Source organism: Sediminicoccus rosea, assembly GCF_033547095.1.
GTDB classification, from domain to species: domain Bacteria; phylum Pseudomonadota; class Alphaproteobacteria; order Acetobacterales; family Acetobacteraceae; genus Roseococcus; species Roseococcus rosea.
In genome coordinates this window covers 967,495-979,498 of the sequence record NZ_CP137852.1, presented here as the reverse complement: position 1 = coordinate 979,498, position 12,004 = coordinate 967,495, and the positions used below count along the sequence as shown (strand labels likewise).

Here is a 12,004-nt window from a genome sequence, read left to right as displayed (position 1 = left end):
GCTGAAGCATCCCGCCGCGCCTGTTCGGCGCGGATAAGTCTTGGCTGTGCCCTCAAACGTCGGGCGGCCGCGTCCGCGGCCTTGGCTTCGGGATGCTGAAGCATCCCGCCGCGCCTGTCCGGCGCGGATTCCTGGAGGGCGGAACCGGCTTCGCGGGGAAGGTGCTGTGTCCTGAGGGCGGCCCTTCGGGCCACCCGTCAGCTGCGCTGGATCGCTTCCACACCACCCGGCGAGGGCAGGCCGCGGCGGCGGAGGCAGTCATTGTAGAGGCGGCGCTCCGCCTCGTTCTCCTGGTTCTGCAGGAAACGCACCTGCGTCTGGTTCGTGAAGTTCGACTGCCGGGCCGCATCGCGCTCGGGCCCGCGCGTCGCCTCGGCGCGGCAGACCGGGTCGTTCATCACCGGCGGCGCCGCAACGGGCTCGAGCCCGCCGCAGCCGGCGACCAACAAGGTCAGGGCCAGGGGAAGCGAAAGGGGCAGGGTCTTCATGCCGAAAGCCAATCCTCGATCAGGCGCCGCGCGATGGAATCCGCGCGCGGCAGGGAAAAGCCAAGCTCCTGGTGGCGGCGCAGCTCATCCCGCGTGAACCAGCGCGCATCCTTCAGCTCCTCGGGATCGATCGTGATCTCCTCGCTCAACCCCTCGGCGTGGAAGCCGATCATGATCGAGGACGGGAAGGGCCAAGGCTGCGACGAGTGATAGCTCACCCAGCCGACCTGGATGCCCGCCTCCTCCATCACCTCGCGCCGCACCGCCTCCTCGAAGCTCTCGCCCGGCTCCACGAAGCCGGCCAGCGTCGAATACATCGTCACATTCGGGAAGCGATGCGAATGGCCGAGCAGGCAGCTGTCGCCGCGCACCACCAGCATGATCACGGCCGGGTCCGTGCGCGGGAAATGCTGCGCGCCGCAACCCGTGCATTGCATGGCATTGCCGGCGCTGCGCGGCTCGGTGGGCGCGCCGCAGACGCCGCAATAGCGGTGCTTCACCCGCCAATGCATCAGGCCCCGCGCATGCGCCAGCACGCTCGCCTCGCCCTCGGGCAGCAGGCCGGCCACGCCGCGGAGGTCGGAAAAGCTGCCCATGCCCTCGGGCAGCAGCGGCAGCGGGTCATCGGCGTGCGAGCAATCCACCGCGAAGACCGGCCGCTTGTCCCAGAGGCCGAGGAAGGCCCAGGGCCCGCCCGCCATCCGCACCGCCTCGGCGCCGCCACGGCTGAGCAGCACCGCCTCCGGCTTGCCCTGCTCCACCCCCAGCATCAGGCTGCGGCTGCGCCAGACCGGGACGAAGAGCGCCGCCTCATCGGCCAGCGCGGCGGCCATGAAGGCCTCGTCGTCCCGCTGGCCGGAGCAGCGGTCGAGCGGGCTGCCGGTGTACACATTGGCGCGGCTGGCGGGGATCATGAGCATGGCGCGACCCTAACGCGGATGCGCGCGGCCGGAAATCCCGGCCCCAGCCCCATCGCGCAACCCCGGGCCAAGCCGCCGCGGAAGGGCGGCGCGCTGGACCAGGCTGCGTTCACCCCGCAGGGCCTGGCCCTGGCCGAGAAGATGATTCAGCGCTTCGGCGATTCCGCCACAGCGCATCACGCCCTAGCCGCGCGTGAACAGCCAGGCGAGGACGAGGGCCGGCACCACGAGGGCCAGGCCGAAGATCAGCACCCAGCGCGTCATGTTGACCGTCTGGCCCTGCCGGACCTCGGTGGTGGTGATGGTTCGCGGCTTGTCGTCTGGCTTCATGCAGCAGGCAACGCCGGGCGCGGCGGGCCGGTTGCAGAACAATGTGATTGCACAACCGCATCGTCCGCGCTGAATTTTTATCCGCAACCACGGAGGGATCGGCCATGCGTGCCAATCGGGGCCTTCACGCTGCGGCGCTCGCGCTGCTTCTCGTCACGGGCACGGCCCAGGCGCAGAACGCGCCGCCACTGCGCGGCACACTCCTCGGCGCCGATGCGGGCGACATCGCCTGCTACCTGCGCATCCGCGACGAGGCGGGCAGCACCCGAACCTGGATGGCGTCCTTCGAAATGTGCGAGCAGGCCGAGGCCGTGATGGGCCGCCGGGTGACGCTGGTCTGGCGGCCAGGCCAGGTGCTGCATCCCTCGTGCCAGGGCAACATGGATTGCGGGCGCTCGCTGCATGTCATGCTGGTGGAGCGCATGACGCCGCGCTGAACCTCAGACGGCGCGCAACTCGCCGCCCCATTCGCTGAGCAGCGCCGCCAGCGCGTCATTCGGCGAGGGCGCGACCAGCACGTCGGGCCGCAGCAGGCGCAGCAGGTCCTCGCCGCCATGGTCCGCGCCGATGGCGACAAGGTCCACCTCGGGCCGTGCGGCCATCAGGCCCGCCATCTCGCCCTCATCCTGCACGCCGACGAGCAGGCGGTCGCACCAGCGGCGCGCCTGCTCGGTCATCGCCTCGGGGCAGGGCGCGCCATTCACCTGCAGCAGGCCGATGCGCCAGCCGCGGTGCCGCCAGCGCTCGATCACCTCGGCCGCGAGCGGCAGGGAGACGAGCTTGCGCATGGCCGTCCGGCCTGGCGCCAGGCCTTCCAGCAATTCCTCGGCCCGCACCGGCGCGATGCCCGACTTGCGGCTGACGATGCCGAGCGCCAGAGCGGCGAGTCGCGCCACGGAAGCCAGCGAGAGCCCGGTGGCGAGGCCGGCGGCCACCACGGCCACGACGGCATCGCCGCCGCCCGCGGGGTCATGCACCTCCGACGCCTCGGCGCGGAAATGGCGCACCGTCTCGCTGCCATCCGCCTCGCGCTCGACGAGGGTGAGGCCATCCGGCGCGCGCGGCACCAGCACCGCGCGGAAATTGTGGGCGCGCAGCAGGTGGCTCGCCGCCAGCGCCACCGAGGCCTCGTCATGCACCGGCATGCCGGTGGCTCCGGCCAGTTCCTCGGGCTCGGGGATGATGAGGTCGGCGCCGGCGAAGCGGCCATGGTCGCCGCCCTTGGGGTCCACCACGACGCGGCGATTGGCCGCGCGGGCCGAGGCGATGAGCCGCGCCGGGATGTCGCCCGCCAGCACGCCCTTCTTGTAGTCCGAGAGCACCAGCGTGGTGGTCGCGGCCACCGCGTCGGAGGCGATCTTCACCAGCCGGTCGGCGAGGCGCGGGTGGATGGGCGCGGCCTGCTCACGATCGGTCCGCAGCAGGTGCTGCCCGCCGGAGACGAAGCGCGTCTTGGTCGTGGTGGTCCGCCCGCCCTGCACCAGCAGCCAGGGCTCGACGCGCGGCTGGCCGCCGATCAGGCCCGTCAGGTCACTGCCGGCATTGTCGTCCCCCACCACCGAGACGAAGGCGACGGCCGCGCCCAGCGCGGTGAGGTTGCGGACCACATTGCCCGCGCCGCCGGGCAGCACGACCTCGCGCTCCACGGTGAGGACGGGAACCGGCGCTTCGGGGCTGATCCGGCTGACATGGCCATGGACATAGCGGTCCACCATGGCATCGCCGACGACGAGGACGGCGCCACGCGCCATGGCGCGCACCGCATCCGCGAGTTGGGCGGGGGTCACGGCGTCTCGTCCGGTCGAGGGGGGCAACCTGGAGGGCATATGGTCTTTGGGTAGCGCAGCCGGGGGCGGGGCCGCAACAGATTGTGACGGAATCTTTCACCCGCCCGGTATAAACATTGGTTAAGGCTTGCGCGGTATCTCCCTGTTTTGGCGCAGGAGGTGCCGTCCGAATGACCATCCCACCCCCCCAGATCCCCGCTTGGCGCAGCGCCCTGGCCGCCCTGCCCGCCGGCGGCCTTGCGGTTCTGCAACCTGCGCGCGGCCCGCGCGGCGCCCGCCGCCTGGCCCGTGCCCTGCTGGAGGAGGCGGCGGTGCTGGGCGGGGGCCAGGTGCTCGCCCTGCCCGGCGGCGACCTGCTGCTGACCGCCACCCCCGGCCCCGGCCAGCGCGCCGCCCAGGCCATCACCGAACTGACCGGCCTGCCGCCCGAAAGCTTCCCCCTCCCCGCCGCGGAACAGCCCCTCGCCGCCCGCGCCGAGGCGGCCGCCCTGGCCCCGCCCGCGCCGCCCTGGAACCTCGCGGCGCTGGAGGCGCATGTGGCGCGGCTGCGCCTGGCCGAGGCGGCGCGCCTCACCCTCTTCGCCGCCGGCGCGGGGGGTGCGCCGGTGGCCCAGCGCCTCGGCCCCGCGCCGCTCGGCCTCGATGATCCCGGGCTGGAGGCGATGGCCCGCGAAGGGCTCTGCCGCCGCCTGCTCGCCGCGCTGACCAATCCTGCCGAGCGCGGGCAATTGCCGCCGCTGCGCCCTGGCCTTCGCCTGATCCTCGACGTGCCGCTGGCCGGGCTGTCGGGCGGTGCGCTGCGCGCCGGCCCGCCGGGCGATCCGGATGGGCCGCTGGCCCTGCTGCCGCTCGCCGCCCTTGCCAACCCCGGCGCCTTCGCCCGCGCCACCGGCGCGCTGCGCGCGGCGGGCTGGGCGATCGGCCTGCTGGCGAATGACGCGGCCGCCCCCGCTGCGCTGGACCTGCCGGACATCACCTGGGTGATCCCGGCCGCCGAGGCACCGCCGCCCCTGCTGCCGCCCCGCCTCATCGCCCTCGGCCGGCCGGTGCCCGGGTGGTGCCGCGCGCCTGGCATCCTGCACGAGGGCCTGGCATGAACGCCCTCGCCCCCCTCGCGCCCGAGCCCGGCTGGGATGCCGCCGCCACGCTGCGCGACGCCATGGCGCTGGCCGCCCTCGCGCGGGATTGCGTCAATTCCGGCGTGGAGCGGCGGGTGCTGCATGTCCGCCTCTCCCTCATCCCGCCCCGGCTGCGCGAGCCACGGCATGACCGCCTGGTGCGCGAGGCGCTGGAGCCCCTGCTGCGCCCCACCCGCGCGCGTCTCTATGAATTGCCGGGCGGCGATCTCGTCGCCCTCTCCCCGCCACCCGGCGACCACCTGGAGGAAGCGCGGCGCGGCCTCTCCCGCCTGCTGCCCGAGATCCCGGCCGAGACGCTGCTGCCGGTGATGCGCCTGCCGGCCGAGGCGGCGCGGCTGCTGACGGTGGTGGAGGCGGCGCTCGGCCTGGATGATCCGGGGGATGAGCCGCCGCTTCCCGCGCCCTCCGGCCTGCCCCCGCCCGGCGCGGCCGAGATGGATGCGGCGGCCCGTGCGCTCGTCACCGCCAACCTCGCCGCCTTCCTGCGCCGCCAGGCCATCTGGCGCCTCGCGCCCGGCGATGCCGAGCCGCAACCCCTCTGGACCGAGCTGCGCCCCTGCTTGCCCGACCTCGCGGCCGCGGTCCTGCCGGGGCGGGACCTCGCTGCCGCCCCCCTGCTGGCGCGCCGCTTCCGCCTCGCCGCCGAGCGCCGGATGCTGGCAGAGCTGGCCCGCCCGCAGGAGGCGCGCGCGCTGGGCGATGCCTGCCTGCCGCTCAGCGTGGCCAGCGTGCTGGAGACGGAGTTCCTGCGGCTGGAGGCGCTGCTCGGCCCAGCCGGGCGGCCGCGCCTGATGGTCGGCGTCCCGGTGGCGGACCTGCTGGCCGACCCAGCCGGCTTCGCCCTGCTGCGCCGCCTGGCCGCGGCGCGCGGCTGGACCCTCGCGCTGGACGAGGCGGAGCCCGAGCTTCTGCGCCTGCTGCGGCCGGGCGCGCTGGCCGGGCTGCAGCTCCGTCTGCGCTTCACCCCCGCGCTGCTGGCCGGCGATGCCGCCGCCCGCGCCCGGCTGGACGCCGCCCTGCCCGCCTGGCGCGAGGGCGTGATCCTGCTCGGCGCCGACAGCCCGGCCGCCATCGCCTGGGGCTGGCAGCGCGGCATCACCCGCTTCATGGGCCGCGTGCTGGACGGCCGCTGAGGGGCCGCGGCTTGCGGTGGCGCAACGCGCGCCGCCGGACGGCATGCAATGAGGGAGCGCAGGGAGACGCAGATGCCAGAGACCCATTTCCGCCCGCTGAGCCGGCCGACGCACAGCCAGATCACCATCCCGCGCAAGGGCCGCGCACCGCTCAAGCTCTGGTGGCTGCCCGGGCAGCCGATGGATGGCTGGCAATGGATGCGCATCCCGCCCGCCGCCCGGCTGGAGATCCCACGCGCCGAATGGCCGGAGAAGGCGCCCGAGCTGGAACTCCTGCCGGGCGACCTGCCGCCGCATGGCTGCACCTATGTGGCGGCGGGCCGCAAGCCGCGCGGCCGTTAGCGGTTCCCCGGCGCGGCCCCGGCGGCAGGGAGCCGCGCAAGCCTGCCATGCAGCGCGCAATTCCCCCATGGACTCGCAGGCCGAGGCGTGTTTTATGCGCGCCACCCTGCCGCCGGCGTTGGCACGCCCGCGGCTATGCCCGCTTGCGCGCCACGATCCCCGTTGGCCGCCAGGGCTGAGCAGCCATAGGGAGAGACCATGCCACTCTACGAATGCGTGTTCATCGCGCGCAATGATGTGACCCAGCAGCAGGTCGAGGCGATCGCCGACAATATCGGCACGACCCTCGGCGAGCACGGTGGTGCCGTCGTCAAGCGCGAGTATTGGGGCCTGCGCGGCCTCGCCTACAAGGTGAAGAAGAACCGCAAGGGGCACTACATGCTCCTCGGGATCAACGCCCCCGCCCCCGCCATGCAGGAAATCGTCCGTCAGCTCGGCCTGAACGAGGACGTGCTGCGCGAGCTGACGATCCGCGTCGAGGAAATCGATCCGGAGACGCCGTCCGCCATCCTCGCCAAGCGCGCCGATGACCGTGACCGCGAGCGCGGCTTCCGTGGGCCCAAGCCCGCCGGTCGCTTCGGCTCGGGCCGCGCCGCCGGTGGCCGTGACGATCGTGAGGAATTCCGGGCTCGTCCGCGCGACGAGATGGACCTCAACCTGAACGACGAGATGTGAGCCGATGAGCGAATCCGCCGAACCCAACATCGCCAATCGCCGCGCCGCCGTCGGCGCGCGCCGTCCCTTCTATCGCCGCCGCAAGTCCTGCCCCTTCTCGGGCCCGCAGGCGCCGAAGATCGACCACAAGGATGTGCGCCTCCTGTCCCGCTTCCTGAGCGAGCGCGGCAAGATCGTGCCGAGCCGCATCACCGCCGTCAGCGGCAAGAAGCAGCGCGAACTGGCGAATGCCATCAAGCGCGCCCGCTTCCTGGCCCTGCTGCCCTACGTGATCAACGACTGACACCCAGGCGGGCCGGTGGCACAGAGCGCAACACCAGGCGGGGTCTTCGGCCAGCCCGGCGCCCTCGCGGCGGGTGCCGCGGGGCTGTGCTCGGCGCTGCTCGCCCTCTGGGCCATGCGCGGGATGCCGCTGGGCGGGATGCTGCTCTGGGCGACGCCGCTGCCGCTCTTCGCGGCGGGCTTCGCCTTCGGCGCCCGCACGGCCATCCTGGCCATCGGCATCGCGGCGCTCGCCGTGCTGTTCGGCAGCTCCATGATCGGGCTTGCGGTCTTCCTCGCCGTCTTCGGCGTGCCGGTGGCGCTCATCATCGGCACCTCGGTCCAGGCGGGCCGCATGGACCTCTCCCTCCCGCTCGCCATCCTCGGCATCTGGCCGGTGGTGGTGCTCGGGCTGCTCGCCGTCTCGATCTCCGACCTGGAGGGCGAGATGCGGGCCGCGGTGGAGATGGGCGTGCGCCGCATGGGCGTGGCCCTGCCCGAGGGCATGGTGGGGCAGATCGCGCAGGTGAAGGCGGCCGCCGCCGGTTTCTGGATGGCGCTGCTGATGGTCGGCAATGGCTGGGCCGCGCAGCACCTCGTCACCCGGCAGGGCCTGGCGCTCCATGCCACGCCGCCGGCCGAGGATCTGCGCCTGCCGAACTGGTACCTGCCGCTGCCGGTGGTGGGCCTGGCGCTCTGGGCGCTGGTCGGTGGCGCGGTCGCGCTTTCGGCCATGCTGATCCTGCTGGTGCCGGTCTTCCTGCTCGGCGTCGCGGGCGTGCACCGGCTGCTGCGCGGGCGCCCCGGACGGGTCGCCTTCCTCATCGGCTTCTACCTGCTGATGGTGCTTTTTCTCCAGATTATGGCCCCGCTGATGGTCGGCGTGGGTCTCTACGACCAAATTCGGCGGCGCGCGGCGCCGCCCCAAACCTGATCTGAGGCGTGCCATGATTGAACTCATCCTGATGCAGCGTGTGGACAAGCTCGGCCAGATGGGCGAGCTGGTGAAGGTGAAGCCGGGCTACGCGCGCAACTTCCTGCTGCCCGGCGGCAAGGCCGTGCGTGCCACCAAGGCGAACCTCGCCCGCTTCGAGGCCGACCGCGCGCAGCTCGAGGCCCAGAACCTCAAGCGCCGCGAAGAGGCCGAGCGCGTGGCCGAGCGCATGGAGGGCCTGTCCATCGTCCTCATCCGCTCCGCCGGCGAGAGCGGCAACCTCTACGGCTCCGTCTCGGCGCGCGACATCGCCGATGGCTGCACCGCCGCCGGCCTGACCGTGCACCGCTCGCAGGTGCTGGTGGACTCGCCGATCAAGCTGCTCGGCCTGACCACGGTCCGCGTCGAGCTGCACCCCGAGGTGATGCTGCCGGTCGTCGTCAACGTCGCCCGCAGCCCCGAGGAAGCCGAGAAGCAGGCCCGTGGCGAAGAGATCGCCCGCGAGGAGGAGATCACCCTCGAGGACGAGCTGGTGGCCGAGCTGGGCGCCGCCACGCGCGAGTAAGCCCACCTCCCACGAGGCTGGAACGGATCAGGGGGCCGCGAGGCCCCCTTTTTCGTGGGCACCGCCATTACGTCAGTGCATTTGACATATCGTGGACGGGCCGGCGAGGCTTGGTGCCATGGACCAGGCCCTCGCCCTCATCGGCTTCGCCCTCGCCACATCCGGCACGCCGGGGCCGAACACCATGATGGTGACGGCCAGTGCGGCGCAGGTCGGCATCATGCGCGTCATGCCGCACATGCTCGGCATCACGCTGGGCTTCCCGGCGATGATCGTGGCCGTCGCCCTCGGCCTCGGCCTGCCCTTCGCGCAGATCCCCGGGCTGCACCAGGCCATGCAGGCCCTCGGCGCGGCCTGGTTGCTCTGGCTCGCCTGGAAGATCGCCACCGCCCCGGTCGGTCCGGCGCCGGAGACGCCCGCCCGCCCGCCGCTCGGCTTTTTCGGCGCGGCAGCCTTCCAGTGGGTGAACCCCAAGGCCTGGATGATCGCGCTCGCCGCCCTGCCGGCCTTCACCGTACCGGGCCAGCCCATCCTGCCGCAGGCCCTGGTGATCGCGCTGGTCTTCGCCCTCGTCTCGATGCCCTGCCTGCTGTTCTGGGCCTGGATCGGCCGCGCCGCGCGCCAGTTGCTGGGCGCGGGCGCCCGGCTGCGTGCCTTCAACATCGTGATGGCGGTGCTGCTGGTGCTCAGCCTGCTGCCGCTGGCCCTGGGTTAGGACGCCTTGCCCCGCCCGCGCCACGCGAAGGCACCCGGCCCGAGCAGCGCCAGGGAGATCAGCGCCATGGTCCAGAAGGCCGGATATTCCCAGCCGCCATGGGTCGAGCTGTAGATCCAGCCATTGCCGAATTGCTGCCGCACGATCCCCGCCATCAGCCCGGCCAGCACCAGCGCCACCCAGCGCGTCTGCCAGCCGAGGATGAGCAGGATGCCGCCCAGCGCCTCCAACCCCGTCACGAACCAGGCGAACCAGGCCGGATAGCCCTGGCTCACGAACCAGGGGACGACATGCACCATCCCCGCCGTCCAGATCTTCCAGACGAAGGCATGCGCGAGGAAGAGCACGCCCATGGTCACGCGCAGCAGCAGCGCCGCATAGGGGGCGGTGGCGGGCATCACGGCGTCCCCGCGAAGCGCAGGCGACCAAGCCCGGCCCAGCCATCGGGCGGCAGCATGGCCAGCACGGTGAACCGCCCCTGCCCCTCGGGCCGCAGCACCACGGCCGCGCCCTGCGGCTGCGGCGCCGGGCCGCCCGCGCCCATCATGTGGTAGGAATGACCGACCAGCACCCAGTTGCCCGCGAAGCCCGGCTCCGGCAGCAGGGCGCGGAGCGCCGCGCCCATCGCGCGATGGGCGGCCGCGTCCACATGGCGCGGCAGGGAGAGCCCGATCTCCGGCTCCGCGCCGCCAAAGGCCAGCGCCGCCGTCTCCAGCGTCCGGCAATAGGGGCTGGCCAGCACGCGGCTGACCGGGATGCCGAGGTCACGGAAGGCGGCGCCGATCGCCACGGATTGCGCGCGGCCCGTCTCGTCCAGGTTGCGCTGCGTGGCGCAATCGCCCAGCACGGCATTGGCCTGGTCGGGCGCGGAGCTGCCTGTCTCGGCATGGCGGAGGAAGATGACGAGCCCCCCCTCGCGCAGCGCGGCGAGCAGCCCGGGCTCGGCCCGGGCGGTGGGCGCGCCCAGGCTCGCGAAGAGCAGGGCCAGGAGGGTGAGGCGGCGAAGCATGCCGCGTCACATGGGGGAAAGATGGACGCTCCGCAATCCTCCCCCGGAACGATTCAGGTGAAGGCCGCCGCCACAGCGCGCACCGCCTTCTCGCGCCGCTCCAGCACCGAGGCCATCGCCGCGCGGGTCGAGGCGACGAGCGCGGCCGGCGCCGTCTCGGGCGTGCCGGAATCGAAGGGCGGGCGCGGGTCGTATTGCATGTAGAGCTGGATGCCCTGCGCGACCTCCGTCCCGCGCAGCTTGGCGGCCAGGTGCAGCGCACCGTCGAAGCCCGAGGTGACGCCGGCGGCCGTGACGAACTTGCCGTCCTCCACCACGCGCTCATTCACCGCGGTCGCGCCGAAGATGGGCAGCATGTGGTGGCTCGCCCAATGGGTGGTGGCGCGCTTGCCGCGCAGCAGGCCGGTGGCGCCCAGCAGCAGCGCGCCGGTGCAGACGGTGAAGACCGCCTGCGCACCCATCGCCTGGCGGCGCACCCATTCGAGGATCACGGGGTCCGCCATCGCCGCATCCACGCCGAAGCCGCCCGGCACGTGCAGCACATCGAGCTGCGGCGCCTCCTCCAGCAGGGCGTCGGGCAGGATGCGAAGGCCCTTCATGTCGCGCGCCGGCGCCATGGTCTTGGCGTAGATCTTCCAGGTCGAATCCGGCAGGCGCGAAAGCACCTCATGCGGGCCGGTGAGGTCCACCTGGTCGAGATCGTCGAAGATCAGGCTGCCGATGTTGAGATGGGCCATGCGCGTCATTCCCTCGCTTTGTGCGGGAAGTCTGCCGTCAGGGTTGCGGCGCGTCCATGGGGGGCCGCGCGAGGGCCGCCACCAGCGCGTCGAACACGACACGCATGCGGCGGCTCGCATGCAGTTCGCGATGGGCGGCGAGATACATGGGGAAGCGGATGGGGGCCGCGCGGGGCAGGACGCGGCGCACCAGCGGCTCGGCATCGCCCACCGCCTCGGTCATCAGGCCGATGCCGGCGCCCTGCTTCACATATTCCCACTGCACCAGGTGGTTCTCGCAGGTGATGGGGAAATGCGCCGGCGTCAGCGCATAGCCGCGCGCCTGTAGCGCCGCCGCCATCATCTCCGGCGTGGGGAAGCCGATGAAGACGCCGCGCGCCATCTCCGCCGCGTTGCGCGGCCGGCCGATGCTCCGCAGATAGGCCGGCGTCGCGTAGAAATGCCCCGCATCATCGCGCAGCTTCCGCACCACCAGCTCCGGCTGGGTGGAGGCGTAGTTGCGGATGGCGATGTCCGCCTCGCGCCGCAGCAGGTCGGTCGGCTTGTTCTCCGCCACGATCTCCACCTCGATCCCCGGATGCTGCGCCCGCAGCCGGATCACGACCGGCGGCAGGAGATGCGCCGCATAGACATGCGTGGTGGTGATGCGGATGCGCCCCGCGATGCTGTCCGACTGGCCGGCGGCGGCGAGCGAAAAGCGGCCCGCCGCCTCGCCCATCGCGCGCAGATGGCCGAGCAGCGCCTCACCCCCCGGCGTCAGGCGCAGCCCACGGCCCACGCGCTCGAAGAGCACGGCGCCCAGCTCCTGCTCCAGCGCCGCGACCTGCCGCCCCAGCGTGGGCTGGGTGATGCCGAGCGCGCGCGCGGCGGCCGAGAGCGAGCCTTCCTCGGCCGTCGCGAGGAAGGCGCGGGCGTGGTTCCAGTCGAAGCGGGCGGCGCGCCAATCCATGCGGGAACGCATAAAGCAAA

17 protein-coding genes are annotated in these 12,004 nt (G+C 72.8%); 9 read left to right on the top strand and 8 right to left on the bottom strand.

The genetic code is table 11. The features are described from left to right. Positions 1 to 197: 197 nt before the first annotated feature. The 3 genes from R9Z33_RS04625 to R9Z33_RS04615 form a co-directional block, all read right to left on the bottom strand. Positions 198 to 488: a phosphoribosylamine--glycine ligase gene (locus R9Z33_RS04625; protein WP_318650134.1), complete on the bottom strand. Its 291-nt coding sequence runs from the start codon at positions 486 to 488 to the stop codon at positions 198 to 200. After that, positions 485 to 1,408 (bottom strand): NAD(+) diphosphatase, encoded by a 924-nt coding sequence (gene nudC / locus R9Z33_RS04620; protein ID WP_318650133.1) that lies wholly within the window; start codon positions 1,406 to 1,408, stop codon positions 485 to 487. The genes R9Z33_RS04625 and nudC overlap by 4 nt, the downstream gene beginning before the upstream one ends. A gap of 183 nt (positions 1,409 to 1,591) precedes the next feature. Continuing rightward, complete coding sequence (locus tag R9Z33_RS04615; protein ID WP_318650132.1) at positions 1,592 to 1,738, bottom strand: hypothetical protein; 147 nt, start codon at positions 1,736 to 1,738, stop codon at positions 1,592 to 1,594. Positions 1,739 to 1,842: 104 nt separating this feature from the next. Between R9Z33_RS04615 and R9Z33_RS04610 the strand changes: the two genes are divergently transcribed. Next, positions 1,843 to 2,175, top strand: coding sequence for a hypothetical protein (locus tag R9Z33_RS04610; RefSeq protein WP_318650131.1), 333 nt, complete (start codon positions 1,843 to 1,845; stop codon positions 2,173 to 2,175). Between the two features lie 3 nt (positions 2,176 to 2,178). Here R9Z33_RS04610 and R9Z33_RS04605 read toward each other — a convergent pair whose 3' ends face one another. Further along, positions 2,179 to 3,525 carry a bifunctional heptose 7-phosphate kinase/heptose 1-phosphate adenyltransferase gene (locus R9Z33_RS04605; protein ID WP_318650130.1) on the bottom strand — a complete coding sequence of 449 codons (1,347 nt, stop codon included), beginning with the start codon at positions 3,523 to 3,525 and terminating at the stop codon, positions 2,179 to 2,181. 170 nt (positions 3,526 to 3,695) lie between these two features. Here R9Z33_RS04605 and R9Z33_RS04600 point away from each other — a divergent pair, with 170 nt between their 5' ends. The 8 genes from R9Z33_RS04600 (at position 3,696) to R9Z33_RS04565 (ending at position 9,289) form a co-directional block, all read left to right on the top strand. After that, positions 3,696 to 4,622 (top strand): hypothetical protein, encoded by a 927-nt coding sequence (locus tag R9Z33_RS04600; protein WP_318650129.1) that lies wholly within the window; start codon positions 3,696 to 3,698, stop codon positions 4,620 to 4,622. Beyond that, the gene (locus R9Z33_RS04595) at positions 4,619 to 5,797 is read left to right on the top strand and encodes a hypothetical protein (RefSeq protein ID WP_318650128.1); all 1,179 of its coding nucleotides are present in this window, start codon (positions 4,619 to 4,621) and stop codon (positions 5,795 to 5,797) included. The genes R9Z33_RS04600 and R9Z33_RS04595 overlap by 4 nt, the downstream gene beginning before the upstream one ends. 72 nt (positions 5,798 to 5,869) lie before the next feature. Then, entirely contained in the window at positions 5,870 to 6,139 is a 270-nt protein-coding gene (locus R9Z33_RS04590) for a hypothetical protein (protein ID WP_318650127.1), read from the top strand. Between the two features lie 198 nt (positions 6,140 to 6,337). Then, positions 6,338 to 6,814, top strand: a complete 477-nt coding sequence (rpsF, locus tag R9Z33_RS04585) for a 30S ribosomal protein S6 (protein ID WP_318650126.1) — start codon at positions 6,338 to 6,340, stop codon at positions 6,812 to 6,814. 4 nt (positions 6,815 to 6,818) lie between these two features. Beyond that, positions 6,819 to 7,097: a 30S ribosomal protein S18 gene (rpsR, locus tag R9Z33_RS04580; protein ID WP_318650125.1), complete on the top strand. Its 279-nt coding sequence runs from the start codon at positions 6,819 to 6,821 to the stop codon at positions 7,095 to 7,097. Between the two features lie 15 nt (positions 7,098 to 7,112). Beyond that, entirely contained in the window at positions 7,113 to 8,009 is an 897-nt protein-coding gene (locus tag R9Z33_RS04575; protein ID WP_318650124.1) for a hypothetical protein, read from the top strand. 13 nt (positions 8,010 to 8,022) lie between these two features. After that, entirely contained in the window at positions 8,023 to 8,574 is a 552-nt protein-coding gene (gene rplI, locus R9Z33_RS04570; protein WP_318650123.1) for a 50S ribosomal protein L9, read from the top strand. Positions 8,575 to 8,692: 118 nt separating this feature from the next. Further along, entirely contained in the window at positions 8,693 to 9,289 is a 597-nt protein-coding gene (locus R9Z33_RS04565) for a LysE family translocator (RefSeq protein ID WP_318650122.1), read from the top strand. On the opposite strand, the gene R9Z33_RS04560 is transcribed toward R9Z33_RS04565, so the two are convergent. The 4 genes from R9Z33_RS04560 to R9Z33_RS04545 are packed head-to-tail and all read right to left on the bottom strand — an operon-like array spanning position 9,286 to position 11,984. Beyond that, a complete protein-coding gene (locus R9Z33_RS04560) occupies positions 9,286 to 9,687 on the bottom strand; it encodes a DoxX family protein (protein WP_318650121.1) in 402 nt (133 codons plus the stop codon). The two genes, R9Z33_RS04565 and R9Z33_RS04560, sit on opposite strands and share 4 nt — an antisense overlap. Next, positions 9,687 to 10,298, bottom strand: a complete 612-nt coding sequence (locus tag R9Z33_RS04555; RefSeq protein ID WP_318650120.1) for a histidine phosphatase family protein — start codon at positions 10,296 to 10,298, stop codon at positions 9,687 to 9,689. The genes R9Z33_RS04560 and R9Z33_RS04555 overlap by 1 nt, the downstream gene beginning before the upstream one ends. Positions 10,299 to 10,351: 53 nt before the next feature. Then, positions 10,352 to 11,035 (bottom strand): DJ-1/PfpI family protein, encoded by a 684-nt coding sequence (locus R9Z33_RS04550; protein WP_318650119.1) that lies wholly within the window; start codon positions 11,033 to 11,035, stop codon positions 10,352 to 10,354. Between the two features lie 37 nt (positions 11,036 to 11,072). Next, positions 11,073 to 11,984: a LysR family transcriptional regulator gene (locus R9Z33_RS04545; RefSeq protein ID WP_318650118.1), complete on the bottom strand. Its 912-nt coding sequence runs from the start codon at positions 11,982 to 11,984 to the stop codon at positions 11,073 to 11,075. Between the last annotated feature and the right edge of the window lie 20 nt (positions 11,985 to 12,004).